The sequence below is a fragment of the Helicobacter sp. genome (assembly GCF_014799995.1).
Classification (GTDB): domain Bacteria; phylum Campylobacterota; class Campylobacteria; order Campylobacterales; family Helicobacteraceae; genus Helicobacter_D.
Genome location: NZ_JAAVGY010000012.1, coordinates 1 through 17,247, shown reverse-complemented (window position 1 = coordinate 17,247; position 17,247 = coordinate 1). Strand labels below are relative to the sequence as shown.

The 17,247-nt window shown below is 37.7% G+C and carries 21 protein-coding genes and 2 pseudogenes; 2 read left to right on the top strand and 21 right to left on the bottom strand.

The features are described from left to right. Window positions 1-113, bottom strand: a pseudogene (locus tag HDT10_RS02550) (sugar transferase); the annotation flags it as partial. A 1,008-nt stretch (window positions 114-1,121) separates the two neighbouring features. Here HDT10_RS02550 and HDT10_RS02545 point away from each other — a divergent pair. After that, window positions 1,122-1,334: a hypothetical protein gene (locus HDT10_RS02545; protein ID WP_290879629.1), complete on the top strand. Its 213-nt coding sequence runs from the start codon at window positions 1,122-1,124 to the stop codon at window positions 1,332-1,334. A 135-nt stretch (window positions 1,335-1,469) separates the two neighbouring features. Here the strand turns inward: HDT10_RS02545 and HDT10_RS02540 are convergent, their stop codons facing one another. From HDT10_RS02540 to HDT10_RS02530, 3 genes are read right to left on the bottom strand one after another with little or no spacing between them, the layout of a single operon-like run. Beyond that, entirely contained in the window at window positions 1,470-2,309 is an 840-nt protein-coding gene (locus HDT10_RS02540) for a MetQ/NlpA family ABC transporter substrate-binding protein (protein ID WP_290879628.1), read from the bottom strand. 18 nt (window positions 2,310-2,327) lie between these two features. Beyond that, complete coding sequence (locus HDT10_RS02535; RefSeq protein WP_290879627.1) at window positions 2,328-2,978, bottom strand: methionine ABC transporter permease; 651 nt, start codon at window positions 2,976-2,978, stop codon at window positions 2,328-2,330. Between the two features lie 9 nt (window positions 2,979-2,987). Continuing rightward, entirely contained in the window at window positions 2,988-3,944 is a 957-nt protein-coding gene (locus HDT10_RS02530) for a methionine ABC transporter ATP-binding protein (RefSeq protein WP_290879625.1), read from the bottom strand. A 163-nt stretch (window positions 3,945-4,107) separates the two neighbouring features. Here HDT10_RS02530 and HDT10_RS02525 point away from each other — a divergent pair, with 163 nt between their 5' ends. Further along, window positions 4,108-4,470, top strand: a complete 363-nt coding sequence (locus HDT10_RS02525) for a hypothetical protein (protein WP_290879623.1) — start codon at window positions 4,108-4,110, stop codon at window positions 4,468-4,470. A gap of 37 nt (window positions 4,471-4,507) precedes the next feature. On the opposite strand, the gene HDT10_RS02520 is transcribed toward HDT10_RS02525, so the two are convergent. The 17 genes and pseudogenes from HDT10_RS02520 to HDT10_RS02440 all read right to left on the bottom strand — a co-directional run. Further along, complete coding sequence (locus HDT10_RS02520) at window positions 4,508-5,356, bottom strand: site-specific DNA-methyltransferase (RefSeq protein ID WP_290879621.1); 849 nt, start codon at window positions 5,354-5,356, stop codon at window positions 4,508-4,510. After that, window positions 5,356-6,045 carry a hypothetical protein gene (locus HDT10_RS02515; protein WP_290879620.1) on the bottom strand — a complete coding sequence of 230 codons (690 nt, stop codon included), beginning with the start codon at window positions 6,043-6,045 and terminating at the stop codon, window positions 5,356-5,358. The genes HDT10_RS02520 and HDT10_RS02515 overlap by 1 nt, the downstream gene beginning before the upstream one ends. Before the next feature lie 151 nt (window positions 6,046-6,196). Next, window positions 6,197-6,973: an AAC(3) family N-acetyltransferase gene (locus HDT10_RS02510; RefSeq protein WP_290879619.1), complete on the bottom strand. Its 777-nt coding sequence runs from the start codon at window positions 6,971-6,973 to the stop codon at window positions 6,197-6,199. A gap of 5 nt (window positions 6,974-6,978) precedes the next feature. Then, window positions 6,979-7,200, bottom strand: a complete 222-nt coding sequence (locus HDT10_RS02505) for a phosphopantetheine-binding protein (RefSeq protein ID WP_290879617.1) — start codon at window positions 7,198-7,200, stop codon at window positions 6,979-6,981. Next, complete coding sequence (locus HDT10_RS02500; protein ID WP_290879616.1) at window positions 7,193-8,014, bottom strand: formyltransferase family protein; 822 nt, start codon at window positions 8,012-8,014, stop codon at window positions 7,193-7,195. Before HDT10_RS02500 ends, HDT10_RS02505 begins: the two co-directional genes overlap by 8 nt. 31 nt (window positions 8,015-8,045) lie before the next feature. Further along, complete coding sequence (locus tag HDT10_RS02495) at window positions 8,046-8,888, bottom strand: AAC(3) family N-acetyltransferase (protein ID WP_290879614.1); 843 nt, start codon at window positions 8,886-8,888, stop codon at window positions 8,046-8,048. Next, entirely contained in the window at window positions 8,885-9,601 is a 717-nt protein-coding gene (locus HDT10_RS02490) for a hypothetical protein (RefSeq protein ID WP_290879613.1), read from the bottom strand. Before HDT10_RS02490 ends, HDT10_RS02495 begins: the two co-directional genes overlap by 4 nt. Further along, entirely contained in the window at window positions 9,588-9,833 is a 246-nt protein-coding gene (locus tag HDT10_RS02485; RefSeq protein ID WP_290879612.1) for a hypothetical protein, read from the bottom strand. The genes HDT10_RS02490 and HDT10_RS02485 overlap by 14 nt, the downstream gene beginning before the upstream one ends. Then, window positions 9,833-12,616, bottom strand: a complete 2,784-nt coding sequence (locus tag HDT10_RS02480; protein ID WP_290879611.1) for a DUF4910 domain-containing protein — start codon at window positions 12,614-12,616, stop codon at window positions 9,833-9,835. The genes HDT10_RS02485 and HDT10_RS02480 overlap by 1 nt, the downstream gene beginning before the upstream one ends. Next, a complete protein-coding gene (locus tag HDT10_RS02475) occupies window positions 12,594-12,755 on the bottom strand; it encodes a hypothetical protein (protein WP_290879610.1) in 162 nt (53 codons plus the stop codon). The genes HDT10_RS02480 and HDT10_RS02475 overlap by 23 nt, the downstream gene beginning before the upstream one ends. A 9-nt stretch (window positions 12,756-12,764) precedes the next feature. After that, on the bottom strand, window positions 12,765-14,357 hold the full coding sequence (locus tag HDT10_RS02470) for an ABC-F family ATP-binding cassette domain-containing protein (RefSeq protein ID WP_290879609.1): 1,593 nt from the start codon (window positions 14,355-14,357) through the stop codon (window positions 12,765-12,767). Between the two features lie 4 nt (window positions 14,358-14,361). Next, window positions 14,362-14,544 carry a hypothetical protein gene (locus HDT10_RS02465; RefSeq protein ID WP_290879607.1) on the bottom strand — a complete coding sequence of 61 codons (183 nt, stop codon included), beginning with the start codon at window positions 14,542-14,544 and terminating at the stop codon, window positions 14,362-14,364. Then, window positions 14,537-14,983 (bottom strand): hypothetical protein, encoded by a 447-nt coding sequence (locus tag HDT10_RS02460; protein WP_014667062.1) that lies wholly within the window; start codon window positions 14,981-14,983, stop codon window positions 14,537-14,539. Before HDT10_RS02460 ends, HDT10_RS02465 begins: the two co-directional genes overlap by 8 nt. Further along, complete coding sequence (locus HDT10_RS02455) at window positions 14,964-15,524, bottom strand: hypothetical protein (protein WP_290879602.1); 561 nt, start codon at window positions 15,522-15,524, stop codon at window positions 14,964-14,966. Before HDT10_RS02455 ends, HDT10_RS02460 begins: the two co-directional genes overlap by 20 nt. 30 nt (window positions 15,525-15,554) lie before the next feature. Continuing rightward, complete coding sequence (locus HDT10_RS02450; protein ID WP_290879601.1) at window positions 15,555-16,130, bottom strand: hypothetical protein; 576 nt, start codon at window positions 16,128-16,130, stop codon at window positions 15,555-15,557. Further along, window positions 16,130-16,306 carry a hypothetical protein gene (locus tag HDT10_RS02445; protein ID WP_290879600.1) on the bottom strand — a complete coding sequence of 59 codons (177 nt, stop codon included), beginning with the start codon at window positions 16,304-16,306 and terminating at the stop codon, window positions 16,130-16,132. Before HDT10_RS02445 ends, HDT10_RS02450 begins: the two co-directional genes overlap by 1 nt. Window positions 16,307-16,353: 47 nt before the next feature. Then, window positions 16,354-17,247: pseudogene (locus HDT10_RS02440) on the bottom strand (lipase); the annotation flags it as partial.

Here is a 17,247-nt window from a genome sequence, read left to right as displayed (position 1 = left end):
TGGGATTCTTTAATATAAGATAGCACATAAGGCATTCTAATATATCCCCACAGACTCTTAGAGTTTAGAATCAATGCTTGCCCTAGCTTATAGGCTAGATGATTGTGGATTCTGTCTTTAGTAGCACTAGCAATGTCAGAATGTGCTTGAGAATGCGTAAGAAGCTGGAATCTTGGTAAAATTCTTGGCAAGGGCAAGTTATATGGACAATTCTTAAAATAAGCAAAGCGATTTTTGTCAGTGTTGCAATAAATGGAATCATAGAGAAATTTTAACTTTTCTGAAGCACTCTTAAGGGATTCTAGCTCTGCTTCTAAGGCTGTTGGAGAGAGAAATCTATCTTGTTGGTAAATGTATTGGAAGTCGCTTGTTTCTTTGTGGGCATACAAATTGGTTTGCTCTTGTGTCCAATTCCCAGCCGCAGGATCTTCACGCAACCAAAATTTATGGGCTTTGATACATTGTGCGGGATTCCCTGCGTAAATGGTATTAGAATCCTTGATACCACGAATGATACTTTTTGCCCCTATAATACTTCCGCTTGGGATAAAAGTCCCTTTGAGAATCGCAGATTCCTGCCCACACCAAATATGGTCTCCAATGTAAATACTTTTGCTAAAATTTGTCCTTTGATAGCTAAAATCAAAAATTAAATGATGGTCGCAAGTGCTAAGCCAAATGCTCCAAGAAAACATACAATCATTGCCTACAATAATATTTTTTCCCTCAAAGATTCTGAAAGCTACGCCATTAAAAGTGGAATCATCGCCAATGTAACATACTCCATTGGTTGCAATTTCTATTTTTCCATTCACGCGCGCCTTGTTTCCTATGAAAACTAGGCTATTATCTCCTCTAAAATTTATTTGGACATTTTGGCTCGTCCCTGCGAAGTAAAGGAGATTGTTAGAGCCCATAAATTCTACTTTGAAATTTTTTTGCTTGCTTAAATCTCCATAGATTGTATTGCCATTTTCTTTGAGAGTTTTTTGCATTAAAAACACCTTGTATCAAGTTAAGTCCTATTTTTACTCTTTTAATCATTAAAAAGTCCTAAAACTACCTTGTTGTGTTTTAAAGTGAAAAACAATAGATTTTTATCAAATTTAAGAGGTTTTACAATGACGCAACGCGATCTCGCAGGAAGACTAGGTATTAATGTAAAGACTTTGAGAAAATGGAAAAAAGATCGCCCAAAAGTTTATAGGCTTTTGATGATTGGATTACAAGCAGAAGTGATGATTGCAAACTTGAAAGAAAATGTTGAAGCATTAGAGCGGCTCATTCAAGATGAAAACTTTATAGAATCCGAGATGAAAAATACTGAAAAATAAATCTCTCAGATAAGAAATTAAAAATCATTTGAAATTTCAAATGGATTGCTTCGTCATTCGCTTTGTTGGTTCTTTATCGCGATAAAGAAGTATAGCAAGTGGAATCTTGCAATGACAGAGTCATTGCAAGGAATTTTAGAAACTAGGGAGAATCGCACCTTTATAATGGTCTAAGATAAATTGTCGCATTGCTTCGCTTTGGAGAGCTTGGATAAGTTTTTGCACGCGAGCGTCTTGTTCGTTACCGCCTTTAACCGCTATGATATTGGTATAAGGGGAATCCTTGCCCTCTAAAGCAATGGCATCATTCAGTGGGTTAAGTCCTGCAAGCAATGCGAAGTTTGTATTAATCACTGAAGCACTGACATCACCTAACGCGCGTGCGAGTTGTGGAGCGTCCATTTCTTTGAATTTTAAGTTTTTAGGATTTTCTACAATATCTTGCACACTTGCAAGTTCTACTCCGTCTTTAAGCTTGATTAGTCCATTGGCTTCTAAGATTCTAAGCGCACGCGCTCCATTGCTTGGGTCGTTAGGCAAAGAAATCAAATCACCCTCTTTGAGTTCCTCTAGGCTTTTAATGCTCTTAGAATACACACCCATTGGCTCTAGGTGGATTCCAGCAATGCTGACTAGGTTGGTTTTGTGCTCTTTGTTGAAAGAATCCATATAAGGCTTGTGTTGGAAGAAGTTCGCGTGAAGTGAGCCATCATCTAAGGATTTGTTGGGAGTAACATAATCGGTAAATTCTTTGATTTCTAGTTCAATCCCCTCATTTGCCAAAGTCGCCTTGACTTGCTCTAGCATTACTGCGTGTGGTTCAGGAGTTGCGCCTACGATGAGTTTTTCTATTTTTTTATTTTCTGTATTTTGCGCTTTATCTTGGGATTCTACTTTGGAATCGCAACCACTGATGAATAACACTGCCGCAGCCGCGCCTAATACTAACTGACTGAAAACGGATTTTTTAAACATTTTTGTCCTTTATAAAAATTAATGTTTTAATTTTTTATACAGAAAATCTCCAAAACTTTGAATAATCTGCACTAAAAAAATTAAAATCAAAACAGTATATAACATAATATCGCTTTGGAATCTATAATATCCATATTTAATTGCAATATCACCTAGTCCGCCGCCGCCTACTGCACCAGCCATTGCGCTAAATCCTACAACCAAAATGAGAGCAAGTGTAATGCCAGAAACAATGCTTGGCAAGGCTTCTACAAACATAATGCGGAAGATAATCTGTAAATTGCTTGCACCAAAGCTAAGGGCAGCTTCAATCACCCCTCTATCCACTTCCTTGAGTGCGTTTTCAATAATCCGCACGATAAAGGGGGCTGCACCAATGCTAAGTGGCACGATTGCCGCACTTGCACCGATACTTTTACCTACAATCCATTGCGTTAAAGGAAACAAAACCACCATTAAAATAAGAAAAGGAAACGAGCGCAAGGTATTTGTGATACTATCTAGCGTCCGAAATATCCACGCATTAGGGCTTAAGCCGTTGGGGGCACAGAGTGTGAGCAAAATGCTAGGAAGTATGGCTAAAAGGGTTGCAATGCTTGTCGCAACGACACTCATATAGAGTGTATCTAGTGTGGCTTCTAAAAGTAGAGAGATAATCTTGCTATCCATTGTTGCTCCTTAAATGATTTCCCATTTTGCACCCTGTGTATCAAGATAGGTGCAGACTTTTTCTTTTGCCTTTTCGTCAATGTTGATGACTAAAACGCCAAGCGCGATTCCATTAAAAGATTCTAAATTTCCCCATACAATATTGAAATCCATTTGTAATTCTCGCGCCATTTGCGTAATGATTGGGTTTTGTGCCAAGTTTTTGGGAAAATAAATGCGAATATTTAATCCTCTATCGGGTAGAATCTCGTTTTCTCCTAGAAATTCGCGCATTTTTGGGTCTGGCGAGAGGAACAAATCCTCAATTTTTCCGCTTTTGAGTACTGCACCATTTTCCATAAATGCAGCCTCACTACAAAGACGTTTGACGACTTCCATTTCGTGCGTTACAAGCACGATTGTAACCCCTAATTCTTTGTTGATATTCCCCAATAAATCTAAGATTGCTCCTGTGATACTCGGGTCAAGTGCGCTTGTGGCTTCATCGCTCAAAAGCAGCATAGGATTCATACTTAAAGCTCTTGCAATCGCAACGCGTTGCTTTTGTCCTCCGCTAAGCTCATTGGGATAAGCCTTTGCCTTGTCTTGTAGCCCGACTAATTCTAATAAATTGTTAATGGCTTGGGGATTGATTTTTATCTTGGCGCATTGTAAGGGTAGGACAATGTTTTCAAAGACATTTTTGCGGCTAAGAAGCGAGAAATGTTGGAAAATCATTCCGACTTTTTGGCGGAAGTGGCGCAATTCTTTGCCTTTGAGACTAGAGATTTCTAGTCCGTCAATTTGCACACTCCCACGATGAATAGGCTCTAGTCCATTAAAAGTGCGCAAAAGAGTGCTTTTGCCCGCTCCACTATGTCCTACAAGTCCGAAAATTGAGCCCTGCTTAATGTTAAGATTAATGTCTCTTAACACTTCTAGCTTGCCATAATTCTTGCAAAGATTCTGCACTTTGATTAAATCCATTCTGCCCCTTGTTCTTTGATTGGGCTTTGTCGTTGGTGCGTAGAGTTTATTGCTTATAAAGCTCTAGCAACCCTTAAGGAATCTTGCTTTAAGATTCTCCTACAAAGTCCCTAAAATCTGATAAAATTGCGAAATTATAGTCAAAAAAGCTAAAAGGGTTTTTATGTTGAAAAGTTTTTTACAATTATGGTTTGGGAGTATGATACTATGCGGAATTGCAGCGGCACAACCTTGGGTAATGTTCAATGATTTAGACGATACTTATTTGTATGACCAAGCAAGCGGGCAGGTGTATATCCGAATCAAAAAGGGCGGCAAAAACTATGAAGATACTTTTGTGCGAATGGGAGTGCAGGATTCTATTGCTTCTAAGCCCAATACAAAGGCGCAAAAGACGAGCCAAGCACCCAAAGATTCTAAACCCACAGAAAGTCAAAGTGATACCCAAAAAGAGCAGCAAGAGCTTATCAAAAAAGCACAAGAGTTACAAAGAAGCATACAGGGAAGTATTTTTGGCGAGGAGTAAATTTTCTAGTTTTTAGGGCTATTGGGATTCTTTCAATTTATTGTGGTGTTGATTGGAATAGGTCAGGCTGCATTTCCTTAGTCTTTTTAAGCTTGTCTTTATGCATTCCCCTTGCCTTTTTCTGTGAAAATGTCTCTGCTACTTGGTGTAAGGCTTTTTCTGATTCTATGATTTTTTGTTCATTGTGATAGTCTTGTAGCCTAATTTTCGCACTTTGTATGTAGTTTTCTGAAATATCAATCCCTATGAAATCGCATCCTAATGATTTGGCAGCAACGAGACTTGTTCCACTTCCACAATAAGGGTCAATGACGATTCCTCCCTTATCGCCTAGTATGGAATAAATACAACGCACAGGCAAAGCAAGTGGAAAGGGCGCAGGGTGTGTATTGGAGTTTTCTGGACGAATCCTCCAAATAGAGCTCAAAAGGGCGTGCTTGGATTCCAATTCTTGCCCTATAAAATCTTTTTTATCACGTGGTTTGTGTAACCAAAAAATTCTTTCCTCTACTTGCCAAAACCTCCAGCCACGAATATTTGCGGCAATGCCTCTATCCCAAATAATTTCTTGACGCATATGCCATTTGCTTTTGGCTATCCAAAAGATTGGGTGCAGCATTACACCGCATTCCCAACGAATCTTATGGTTATAGAAAAATGAACCCCCCGGCTTGATAATTCTGTATAGCTCATTCAAGACGGCAATTTGTTCTTCTTGGTAAGTGGCTTCATCTTTCTTATCGCTAATGGTATCATACTTAACATTTTTTACCAACCAACCTTTTTTGTTTTCTTGTTTATTATAAGGTGGAGAGGTTATGCCCATATCAATGGAATCCGATTCTAGCTTTTTTAACTCACATAAAACTTCCCCACAAATCAACATTACTTTGTCGCCCTCTTAACTAAGAAATCAAAAAGATTTTTATCTATATATTGTTGATTGGAATACAGAATATCAAGGGAAGTAATAAAAACAATGTTGATTTCGCAATCTTTATAGTTGTTAAAGGAAAAACTCGCACTACGCAAATAAAGCCCGCTTTTATCGCCATTGGGAAATTTTGCTCTAAGTTGCTTTTGTAAATGTTCAATAAAATAAGGATGATTGAAGCTAAATTCCAAAATAAAAATCAGTTGCCCATCTATAAATCCGCTAATGAGCATATTCAAATTTGCCTCTTTGTCGCGTTGCAATCTAGCCCAAGTGTAATCTGTGAAATTGCCTCCGCCATTGAGCTTAGCCGGCTTTGTTTTTCTTTTGCCTTGCTGGTATTCCCAAAATGCCAAGCTCTCTATGTTTTTTGGCTTTGCTTCGCAATTAATTGTTTTGCCTAATGCTTCTTGGCGATAGCCATTAAAGCCAATTTTTTTCACATTGTGTGTATAGCCTGCAAGGCTAACGGTTAAAAATTCTCTAATGGTAGAACTATTTTTGTCGTTAATATACATTGTTAAAATATCAGAAAACATAGCTATTAGATTGTCTTTAGACAATGAAAGGAGTTTAGCATTAAAGTTAATATGAGAATCTGTTGCATAGAGTTTGATTAACTCTGCAAGCTGCGCATTCATTTTTTTCCTTAAGTTAGTCTTTTTAGGCTCTGATAAAGTTGCAGAATTATAACAAAAAAATCTAAAAGGGCTATTTGTTGAAAGGTTTTTAAGGTTGCAATGTGTGGAATCGTAGAGGCTTAATCTTTAAATTTAAACTCCAAATGCAAGACTAACCGCTCAAAAAGACACCAAAATCCTTTTTAAAAGCCTCTAATACGACTTGGGCTACTTTCTGTGTCTCCATTATGCCAATTTCTCCGCCGCCAAATGGAACGACTCTCAAGATTCCCAAATCCAATAAAAAATGTGCGATTTTTTTGTAATCTAGCTCACTTTTTCTATCCAGATAGCGCACCCTATAAATGACGCTTTTGTGCATTTTGTCGCCTTTTTCATTGATGAGGATTCCGCTAAATCGTTTATCAAATCGGTAGGGGACATTCGCAAGAGATTCTAAGAAGTGTATAAAGGTATATCCGACATACTTGTTGCCAAGCATTACAATCTTTCCATTATACCCTAAAAGCGTATCAAATGCGCAATCTCGTCCTAAAACTTCCTCGTAATCGTGTCTCAATTCTTGTTCCAAAGAACCCAAAGTTGCGAAAGAAAAAATAGGGCAGTGCGTGCGGCTTCCTCCAAGCTGCAACAAAGAGTCCCCGAGATTGCCCACCAATGAGCGTGAATGCAAGACATCAAAAACTTCATTCCGACAAAAACTATAAGTGAAAGTTGGAATCATTACATTGCCTTTCTCTCCGCAAGATTCTATTAAGGCTTGGCAAAGTGCTTGATTAAAAGCAACTTTTGGAAGAAATGGAATCCCAAATCTAAAGGATTCTGTATGCACTAGAAGTTTATCTCCTTGTCTGATTCCAAGCGCAATGAGTGCAAGATTCAAATCCTCTGTGGTGTAAATTTTGTCTTTAAATTTCAGCAAATCCATTAGCCCTAAACGCCTTTCTTGTGCAAGAGATTCCGTATAGATTCTAGGTTAGCATAATCCTCTATGTCAATTGCCTCATCAAAAATTGATATATGATAAGATTCCTCTAAAGCCCCTATTAATTGCATTAAGGCGAAAGAATCCAAAAATCCATCACCAATGAAATCTTGGCTTTTGAAGTCAATTTCGCTTACGATTTCTTGTAAAATGCCTTCTAGTTTATCCATTGTTTTCTCCTAAAGTTAAATCAAATCCTATTGCATTGTTTGGATTTTGAATGTAGTGCAAAATCTCAAATTCTTTCCCTTGTAAAACAATCTTTGGATTAGGCAAAATACGACTTTTGCCACAATCCATACAGCGCAAAAACGCGCTTTTTTGCTCTAAAATCCAGCTCAAATCCAAGTATCCCTTGTTGGGCAAATCCTTTGCCTTGTGGAGATTGGAATCACGACTAAAATCTTGCACTTTTGTGTCAAGATTCCAACGCAAGAGAGAATCGCGAATCTCCATTAATGCAGCAAACCCAAGCTCTAATTGCTGCTGTGTGAGCGAAAGATAAGTATGGGTAGAATCTAGCGGTATGGGTTTTTGGATAATGATTTCTCCGCAATCAATTTTGTCATTCACGCAATGCCAAGTAATGCCGCTCAAGGAATCTTGCATAAAGATACTCCACATTTGCGCATTCAATCCGCGATGCAATGGAAGCAAGGAATTATGATAATTGATGATTTTTAGATTTGGTTTTTGCAAAATTTCAGCAGGAAAGAGATAATAATTGTGCGCACTAATTACCAATGTGGGTTTTTCTAGTGTTTGGAGGTATGCACTTAAGGCGGCTTTGTTTTGAAAATTTGCATAAGGGATTTTTGCGCGTTTGCACCAAGAGCTAAAGAGAGAAAGGGGGGATTCCAAATAAGAGGCGCAGAGGAGTTTTGGGCTAGAATCGTCCAAAAGCCCATAGAAGTTTTTTGCAATCTTGAGGGCTAGCGTGCCTGTGCCTAAAATTAAGATTTGTTCAAAGGCAGCTTGCCTCACGCCGCAACCCCTCTAGGGTTACAGAGGCAACTTACACTTCTCGCCCCCCCCCCCCCCAATTAATAGATTCTATTTTGATTTCTACATTATTGATAAACTGATAATATGCTTTAGGCGCAGTTTCTAGCAAGATAAAGGGTTCTTGCTTTAAGCGGTTTTGGACAAAGTTAAAAAATTCCTTTGCTCTAAAGGCATAGATTCCACTTCCTCCAAGCGAAAAGAATCGCAAGATATTCGCCCCTAAAAGCTCTTGTTGAATCTCGGAGTAATTGACTTTTGATTGCTCATTTCGCGGCAAACAAAAATGATAAAATTCCCCTTGAATCTTGTTCCCCTCAAGGGTAATAATTTCTCCTATAAAAGGCTTAAAGAATCGGTATTTTACCGCACACATTGCTTCAATATAAACCATAAAGGTGCAAACACGAATGTCAATGCCGACAAAAAGCATTAAGGCGTCCCTTAGAAAAAGACGATGATAAACGCTGTTTGCTAAAAAGGGATTCCATTCCGCCTTTTTAGGGCTTAGAATTTCCTCCGCATTTTCGCCAAATCCGACAAAGCTAAACATTGGGTGGTTGCTCCTCAATTTAGCAATTTTCCTAAACTCCTCGCTTAGGATTCCGATTTGGCTTTTTTGGATTCTTAAATCTTCAGAGCGACTTTTTGGGAAATCATAGTTAAAAGTAGGAAGGATAAGGGTGTGCCTTTGCTCAAGCAAGAAATCGCGCCAAAAATGCGGAATCCTAGCAAACTCTTCCCCCTCCAATCTTCCTAGATTTTGCAAGGCACTATGGATTAGAATCGTGTCCTTTTCTCTTAAATTGAAGCTTTGTAGGACTTCTTGCACTTGCGCTTTGGTATAGCTTCTCATAGAAAATCCCCAAACTCTTGTGCAATCTCTGTATAGATTTGTGTTATCTTTTCTTTAAAAGCCTCATTGTCCCACGCCTTATTACTCAAAAGACACCATTCTAACTTTTGTAAAAACTCTCCTCTTGCCTCTTGCTCTAAAGTATCCAAGCGCACATTGCCTAAATATTCTTGCAGTGTTTGGCAAAGCACTTCTAAAGCGCGGAAAACAAAAATATAAAGTGGAATCCTTAAGAGTGGCTTGAGATTCTGCGCAAGTTGTGCCCTTAGCTCCGTGTCGTGCTCTCTTACCAAAGTACAATAATGCGCATTTTCGTTGCTAAAAAACAAATCCATTAAAGAAGCAGGGTAAAATCCTAGAAGTTCGCCTTGATAAGACACGCGAGGCAAATAAGGATAAAGGCGACAAATCAAAGGACGCATAGAGTGTGGCGCACACAAGCCGCCGCATTCGCAATAGAGGAAATAGACTTCAAGCTTTTTTCCATTTTTGAGTGTGTAGGTTTGGTGTTTTTCTTGGCAGATATTTTTTATCCCACCCTTAAGCTTATAGTAGAGATATTCTTCTTTAAGAAGTGGCAAAATCACGCAATTTTTATTTAGAATCTTAAAGGATTTGCCCAAAAAATTGCCACAACAATACGAATCACAAGTTTTATAGCAGTCTTTAAAGGCTATAAATTCGGAATTATAGAGGTTTTCATAGTCTAACATTCTGCGCCCTTAAAGCCTTGTCTATCGTGGCAATTAATCCCTCTAGTGTAGCGAAGTCCTCTAAGTCAAATGTACTGAAATCAAGCTCTGCTCCTGTGCGTTGCTCTAGGAAATTTAATAATTCCAAAAACCCCATAGAATCTATAATTTCAAAAGTATTGACTTCTTTTAAATTAGAATGGGGAGTGATTCCTTTTTCTTGTAAAAATTCTAAAAGTGCCTGTTGTATCATTATTCTACCTTTATGAGTAATTGGTGTGCGAGGAATTTTTCTATCCATTCTTGCATTTCTAGCAGATTGATTCCGCAAATGTCGGCAATTTCTAGCAAGTCTTTTTTGCCATCACAATACATTAAGAGATTCCGCATATCTTTAATTTGGTTGATAGAATCTTTTGTGCTAAGGGTGGGATAGAGTCCGCGTTTGCCTAGCTGTGGCTCGCATAGAATCGTGTTTTGATAAACCCCATTGAGTTCTAAGACGCGCAAGATTCTCCATACATATTGCAAGCTATCCGCGAAGCTTTGTTGGCTTACGAGACTGAAATTATCCAAGCTCGTATGGTATTCAGGATAAGAGCCAAACTTCGTGCGCATTAGTGTGCAGAAAGGCAAATCCACATTGGGGGCGCAATATTGCCTCTCATCACTGCCGCGCTCTAAGTAGCTATATTCTTTAAAGTCTTGATAATAATGCGTAAGAATGTGTCTTGCAGCTCTATCGGCTAGATTGTTCCCTGCGCGAGAATGCAGCACAGAATAGTTTCTATTATCCCCAATGCAAGTGAGTACAAATCCAGCAATGCAACGACTTCGCAGCTCTTCTAAATGGCGGCTCAAGTAATAAATGCTTCCAATTGTCTCGGGCAAAAACAAAATGCGGAATGAGTAGGGATTCTCCCTGTGCCTTAAAATCTCCGCAAGTGCGTAACACAACACGATTCCACTTAGTTCATTATTCACCATTTGTGGGTGGCAAATGTAGGTGCTAAGGACGATTTCTTTTTCGCTTTTGCCTTTGATGAGAAGTTCTCCATAGCTTAAAGAACCCTCTTTTAAAGTGCTATCAACTTTGACTTTAAATTTTTGATTGGATTCTTTAAAACATTCTTGAATCTCTAAAAACTGCTTGAAGCTTAGGCAGAATCCAAACCGCTCTTTATAATAGGAAGTGATATAGGGAATCGCATTAGGTTGTGCCCTCAAAGTATAGAGATGAGGGCGCAATTCCTCAAAGCTAAGCTCGCATTCACTTGGGATAGAATAGCCTACTAAATGGAGATTGTTTTCTTTGAAGTCGCAAATTTTCTCACCATTTGGAGTGAGAATATAGGCGTCCTTGACATTCCATTCACGCGGAATCTCCCAATCAAACGCTTTTGTTCCGCTTGGTACTTCTATAATCTTTAAATCATTCAAACCCTCTTGCAAGATTCTTAAAGTCTCTCTATTTCCATTGCCACTAAGGCTTCTTGGGATTTTAAATAGTCTTTTGGCAAGCGTAAGCATTGTTTGCCCATAGGCTAAAAAGTCTATTTTGGTATCTTTTGCTTGAGATTCTAGCATTTGTGTTATTTGTTGTGCAATTGCTTTTCTATCCACCTTTCCATTGGTGTTTAGTGGAAATTTCTCTAAGGCATAAATTCTAGTGGGCAGCATATAAAAGGGCAGTTTAGTGCGCAAGTTTTCTAAGATTTGCTTAGAGTTTATCTCACAATTTTCGCAGACACCATAGAGCGTGCTTAACCCCTCTTTCTCTAGCACGATTGCCCGAGAGCTTACACCACTTGCTTTTGTGAGTGCATTATCAATCTCTAAGAGTTCTACGCGGAATCCCTGCACTTTGATTTGTTCGTCTATGCGTCCTAAAAAACAAACTGCATTTATGGAGCTATCAAATACGCCCAAATCACCTGTTTTATACCACCTTATCCCATTTTCTTGAATGAATTTCTCATCTGTTTTTTGTGTGTCGTGGTAGTATCCTAGTGCGACTTGATTGCCTCCAAGCCAGATTTCACCCTTTTGTCCTTTGGGCACTTGCACGCCCTTTTCGTCTCTTAAATGCAACTGCAATCCGTCATAAGGCAAGCCTAATGGCAGAATCTCATAAGTTGGGTTTGGGATTCCATTCTTTGCGATTCCACCCACATCTATGAATCTATATTGTGTGAAACTAATCGTAGCCTCTGTGGGTCCATAGAGATTATCTAGTAGCGCATTGGGGGCGCATTCTGCAAACTTAAGCGCAAGGCTAGTGGGTAGAGACTCCCCACAAAAGAGTGCGATTTTTAGATTCGGAAGCAAATTGGGCTTGAGGGCTTTGAATTTCGCTAAATACGCGAGGAGTGAGGGCACAGCAAACAAGACGCTAAGGTTTTTGTCTGCTAGGAATTTGAGCGGATTAAAAAGGTATTTATGTGGGATTACGACTAAAGTCGCTCCACTTAGAAGTGTGCAAAAAATATCGTGCATACTCAAATCAAAGGTAATGTCAAAAAACTGCGAGATTCTATCTTGTGGAGTGAAATGATAGAGTGCTTGGATTCTTTGGCAGTAGTTTATTAGATTCTCTCTGCTGACTAATACTCCCTTAGGAATCCCTGTGCTACCGCTTGTAAAGAGCAAATAAGCAGGAGTAGAATCTGATTTGATAGAATCCTCGTTTGGGCTTGATTCTATGGAGTCTTCATAGGAATTTGGAATCACAAAGAATTGGTGTTTTGGATAAAGATTCCTAAGAAGATTTGCCTCGTTTTCGCCAAAGCAGAAAATTTGCATTGGAGGCAAGGAATTGCCAATTTGCTTAAAGGATTCTATGCAGGCGGGACATAGAATCATTGGTGCGTTTGAAACGCGCTCTATTAATGTTGCAAAACGTTCTTTTGGGAATTTAGGATTGAGTGGAATCGCAGGTAGTTTCGCGAGTATGCAAGCAATCAGACTTGTATAAACTTCTAATTCACGATAACCAAAGAGGACTAGATTAGACTTATTCTGCCCCCCCCCCCCCATTTTTAGAAGCTAAAAAGCGAGCGATTCTTTGGCTTTGTGTTTGAATCTCCGCATAAGTGTAAGAAGTGTTTTCTATCTCTATGGCGGTGCGATTTGCATAGGATTTAAACGCATTTTGCAAGGCGATTTTTAATTGCATTCATTCTCCTTAAATTTCTTGTGAGGCGAGATATTCTTCATAACTCCCGCGAAAATCTACGATTTCATTGCTTTCTTTAAACTCTATAATCCGATTCGCATACGCGTCAATGAGTTCTCTATCGTGGCTAACGCAAATCACATTGCCGCTATATTTATAGAGTGCTTCTCCTAGCGCGATAATCGCTTCTAAGTCTAGGTGGTTTGTGGGTTCATCTAGCACGAGAAAGTTTCCGCCCCCTAGCATTAGCTTGCTCAACATCATTCGGTGTTTCTCTCCCCCACTTAATGCCCCTACGCTTTTTTCTTGTTCCTCACCATTAAACAGCATTCGCCCGAGCGCGTTACGAATCTCCCCTGCTTCTTTTTTCTTGTCAAAGTTGCGTAACCATTCGTAGAGTGTTTCCTCTCCCTTGACTTGTTCGGTGGTGTTTTGTGGGAAGTAGTCGCGCATCACAGTTGCGCCCCACTTCACAATGCCTTCTTGGGGTTTTAGGTTTTCACAAATTAGCTCGCAAAAGGTTGTTTTTCCGATTCCATTGCGTCCGATGAGTGCGATTTTATCTCCGGGTAGAATCGTAAGGTTAAGAGATTTTAAAATCTGTAAATCCCCATAGCTAAAGCTAAGATTTTCAATGTTTAATGCCTCGTTTCCAATCGTTCGGCTAGGCTTGAAAACGATACTAGGGTCGCGGCGAGAAGAGACTTCAAAGCTTTTAATATCTAGCTTGTCTAGTTGTTTTTGTCTGGAAGTTGCCTGCTTTGCCTTTGAGGCATTAGCAGAGAATCGCGCGATGAAAGATTCTAACTCTTCTTTTTCTTTGAGTTTTTTATTGCGCTCCATTTCTTGCTGCTTTGCAATCAAGGTAGAAGCGATATACCAATCATCATAGTTTCCGCTAAATTCTCGCACACTTTTAAAATCCAAATCCAAGATATGTGTGCAGACGCTATTTAAAAAGTGTCTGTCGTGCGAAATCACTACGAGCGTGCCCTCGTGCCGCTTAAGTTGCTCCTCTAAATAGCTGATTGCCTTTAAATCTAGGTTGTTTGTCGGCTCATCTAGGAATAAAATATCAGGCTTAGGAAACAAAACTTGCGCCAAAAGCACTTTGAATTTGTCTCCCCCTGTGAGTGTTTTCATCAATTCGTTATGAATTTTCGCGGGGAATCCCAAATCTTCTAAGATTTTTTCAATCTGCACATCGTATTCATAAGTGGGGTCTTCCTCTGCGCAAATCATTTCCAATTCGCCTAGGCGCGCATTTACAGAATCGCTAAAGTCGCCGGCATTATAGAGGGATTCCTTTTCTTTAATGGCGTCATAAAGTCGCTTGTTGCCAAAAAGAACGCAGTCTTTGATACTAAATTCTTCAAAGGCAAATTGATTCTGCCCCAAAACTCCAAGTCTTGCATTGGGGTCAAAAGCGATGTCGCCGCTTGTGTGTTCAATCTCACCGCTAAGGATTTTCAAAAAGGTAGATTTTCCCGCACCATTTGCGCCGATTAACCCATATCTCTTGCCCTTATCTAGTTTTAAATTCACATTTTCAAAGAGTTTTTTTGTTGCATATTGCATACCAAGTCCGGTAATTTGAACCATACGCCTACTTCCTAATAAATAAAATTTTGGAATTTTTATAAGTAATATCTAAAACATTTTCCAATGAAACAATCTTATTTTCATCTTTTATGTCAAATTTATTACCAACGCAATGAAAATATCCATAACTAGCCCACGCTAATTCTGCATTATCTCTTAATTTATCTACCTGTTGCTTGTTATCCATCTAACTCCCCTACAAATTTTTTGCACTCAATCTCGCCATCAAATCTTATTCTAAAATCCATATTGCCCTCATTGCCATATAGCTCTGGAGCGTAGGACTTCCATATTGGTCTAAAATATATTTTATCAATATTTTCAAAAATTAATGCTTTATTACTTGGATTTTTATAATAAATATATACTCCCAAATCTATTCTATTTGAATATCCTATTTTTGCATAACCATCTTCTCCTAGACTATTGTCTAATTTTTTATCAAAATAGCCTAGTATTCTATTGTATTTTTCTTGACTTTTTGGAAAGTTATTTAACTCACATAATTTTCTAAATTCATAATAGCTAGGATATACAAATGGAGTACAAAATAATATAATCAAAAGAATTAGTGATAAAAAGATTAGAATCTTTTTTATTTTTACTCTAGGCTGCTTTTCTGTCATTATTTGTGCCTATGTAATAATCATTGAGTAAATCTTGGATTTGTTCTAGTTTAAATTCTGTGCCTCTGATAGCAAATATCTTTTGATTATTGTCCTCTGTATCCTCAAAGAGTGTAGCAGAGAAGCCACTTGAAGTATTTTCTTGATGAGCTAAGATTCTAAAACGATTGGTAAAAGTTATGGTTCTTTTAGAGAGTTTAGAATCTAATTTTACTTGAGTGATGTCATTATTGCTTATTTTATCTTTTTCTGTAAGACATTTATTAGCAAAAGGGATACAGAGACTGCCTATCTTTTCTTCATTGAATCTTGCCTCTATGGCTCGGGCGTAGGTGGAGTTTTGCTCTGTATTAGTATCTCTATTGAAATAGGTTGAGCCTAAATCCTGCTTATCGCCGTTATCGTATTTATCCTTACTATCTTTTTTTACATAATTTACAAAGTGCAACAAAGCATAACTTGCATCAGCCACATTAGCATAATCTAAAAACTTTTTAATTAAGTCTATTTTTGCGTTATGAGTTTGAATATTCTTTTTCATACTATCTAATTTTTCCTTTATTTCTTAGATTCAATAAGAAACCTTTGGTTTGCATTGTAAGATTTCATTATCAAAATCTATATACCAACCAGCACCCTCATCACCTTTTAGAGATAATCCAGAATAGTGGTAATTATATGCTGAATATCTATAAAATTCTTTTCCATTATAGAGAAGTTTATATATTGTTTTACTTAAACGATTAGAAATTTCTTGAGAATCAAATTTAATATCAAAATTATCAACAAGAAATTCTTGTTTTGTGGTTTCATCATAAAATTTTCTACCATTGTAAAATGATATTTTTTGCTTTGCCTTTAAAAAAAGATTGTATAGATTATCATCATATATTGTATTATCTTTTTCAACTTCTTTACACATATTTTTAAACTTATAATACTGCGGGTCAATGGATTTAAAAGAGATTCCACCCATAATAAGTATAAAGTAAAAGATAAGAGAAAAACAAGGCAGAATCAAAGAAAAGGATTGAGAGTATTTTTTATGAAAGATTCTGTTAATAAGAAAGATTGCAAAAATACTAAAGACTAAAAACCCAATAAAAAGGATAAAAGGAATACCAATAAAAAATATTATGGCTAACATTAAGCAACACTCATAGATTCTAATTGAATCTTTTGCTTATCATCGTCATAATACCTTTGCTCCACACAACCATTAATCTTATCCCTCTCACTCTTGCATTCCTTTAAAGGCTTTGCATACCCTATTGACAAACATACTGATAACACCATAGCAACATTTACTAGATTCTTTAACATCACTCTCTCCCTCCATTATGCTTTATTATATCTTATTATACCAAATTCTATCCCACCTCTAATCTTATTTTCTCCATTCCACTAGGGCAAAGGAGAATCTTTCCTTGAATATGAAGAGTAAGAGCATTGGAGTAATGTTGCTCTGTGGAATTTTGTATATTTCTTACATAATCTCTTTGTAAGTTTATAAATCTTCCATAACCTAAAGAGAGTTCTTCTTTATTTCTTTGTTCTTTTAAGAGTTTATGGATAAAGCTAGGGATACTCTTAGGAATAATAAGGATATACTCATACAAGGTATAAGCTATTCTTAGAGTGAATATTCTGTAAGAGAAAGAGTTGAGATGATAATCTATGAGGAGTTCTTTCAAAAGAGATTCTAAGATAGAATTGTCTTTTAAGTCTTGATAGTCTTCTTGTTTTTGAATAAGAGGTTTTAACTCTATATCTATGGGATTATTTGGCATATAGAATTTTGCTTGAGAGGATATAAGGGAATCTTTGGATTCTCTTTCTTCATAAGTGGAGGGAGTAAGATAATATTCTTCTAAGTCTTTAAAAGGAGTGATAATATTGAGAGTAGGAGGAGTAGGGTCTATTTGTGCCTTTAAAGCTTCTTTATCTATATTCTTTGTATGAGCAGGATTAGGGGCATTGATTTTATAGCTATTAGGTTTAGGAGTGCAGATTAAAGGAACTCCCTTATCAGAGAATACTCCAGAGCTTACTAGAGATTGCATTATAGGATAATCCTCATTATGTTTTTTTAATCCTCTTGCACTAGGGAGTATGCTCATAACTTGTGTGCAAGGTCCTCCACTGATAGGAGGATTAGGACAACCTACAATAGAGCTATAGAGTAAATCAGTTTCTAATATAAAAGGAATATTCTTATCTTGAATGCTTTTGCCTAGATTAGATTTTAATTGCACGACTCCTCC

Excerpts from the sequence above, each read along its gene's own strand:
- HDT10_RS02545 (WP_290879629.1), top strand. The coding sequence starts at position 1,122 with ATGACGCAACGCGATCTCGCAGGAAGACTAGGTATTAATGTAAAGACT.
- HDT10_RS02540 (WP_290879628.1), bottom strand. The coding sequence starts at position 2,309 with ATGTTTAAAAAATCCGTTTTCAGTCAGTTAGTATTAGGCGCGGCTGCG.
- HDT10_RS02535 (WP_290879627.1), bottom strand. The coding sequence starts at position 2,978 with ATGGATAGCAAGATTATCTCTCTACTTTTAGAAGCCACACTAGATACA.
- HDT10_RS02530 (WP_290879625.1), bottom strand. The coding sequence starts at position 3,944 with ATGGATTTAATCAAAGTGCAGAATCTTTGCAAGAATTATGGCAAGCTA.
- HDT10_RS02525 (WP_290879623.1), top strand. The coding sequence starts at position 4,108 with ATGTTGAAAAGTTTTTTACAATTATGGTTTGGGAGTATGATACTATGC.
- HDT10_RS02520 (WP_290879621.1), bottom strand. The coding sequence starts at position 5,356 with ATGTTGATTTGTGGGGAAGTTTTATGTGAGTTAAAAAAGCTAGAATCG.
- HDT10_RS02515 (WP_290879620.1), bottom strand. The coding sequence starts at position 6,045 with ATGAATGCGCAGCTTGCAGAGTTAATCAAACTCTATGCAACAGATTCT.
- HDT10_RS02510 (WP_290879619.1), bottom strand. The coding sequence starts at position 6,973 with ATGGATTTGCTGAAATTTAAAGACAAAATTTACACCACAGAGGATTTG.
- HDT10_RS02505 (WP_290879617.1), bottom strand. The coding sequence starts at position 7,200 with ATGGATAAACTAGAAGGCATTTTACAAGAAATCGTAAGCGAAATTGAC.
- HDT10_RS02495 (WP_290879614.1), bottom strand. The coding sequence starts at position 8,888 with ATGAGAAGCTATACCAAAGCGCAAGTGCAAGAAGTCCTACAAAGCTTC.
- HDT10_RS02490 (WP_290879613.1), bottom strand. The coding sequence starts at position 9,601 with ATGTTAGACTATGAAAACCTCTATAATTCCGAATTTATAGCCTTTAAA.
- HDT10_RS02485 (WP_290879612.1), bottom strand. The coding sequence starts at position 9,833 with ATGATACAACAGGCACTTTTAGAATTTTTACAAGAAAAAGGAATCACT.
- HDT10_RS02480 (WP_290879611.1), bottom strand. The coding sequence starts at position 12,616 with ATGGGGGGGGGGGGGCAGAATAAGTCTAATCTAGTCCTCTTTGGTTAT.
- HDT10_RS02475 (WP_290879610.1), bottom strand. The coding sequence starts at position 12,755 with ATGCAATTAAAAATCGCCTTGCAAAATGCGTTTAAATCCTATGCAAAT.
- HDT10_RS02470 (WP_290879609.1), bottom strand. The coding sequence starts at position 14,357 with ATGGTTCAAATTACCGGACTTGGTATGCAATATGCAACAAAAAAACTC.
- HDT10_RS02465 (WP_290879607.1), bottom strand. The coding sequence starts at position 14,544 with ATGGATAACAAGCAACAGGTAGATAAATTAAGAGATAATGCAGAATTA.
- HDT10_RS02460 (WP_014667062.1), bottom strand. The coding sequence starts at position 14,983 with ATGACAGAAAAGCAGCCTAGAGTAAAAATAAAAAAGATTCTAATCTTT.
- HDT10_RS02455 (WP_290879602.1), bottom strand. The coding sequence starts at position 15,524 with ATGAAAAAGAATATTCAAACTCATAACGCAAAAATAGACTTAATTAAA.
- HDT10_RS02450 (WP_290879601.1), bottom strand. The coding sequence starts at position 16,130 with ATGTTAGCCATAATATTTTTTATTGGTATTCCTTTTATCCTTTTTATT.
- HDT10_RS02445 (WP_290879600.1), bottom strand. The coding sequence starts at position 16,306 with ATGTTAAAGAATCTAGTAAATGTTGCTATGGTGTTATCAGTATGTTTG.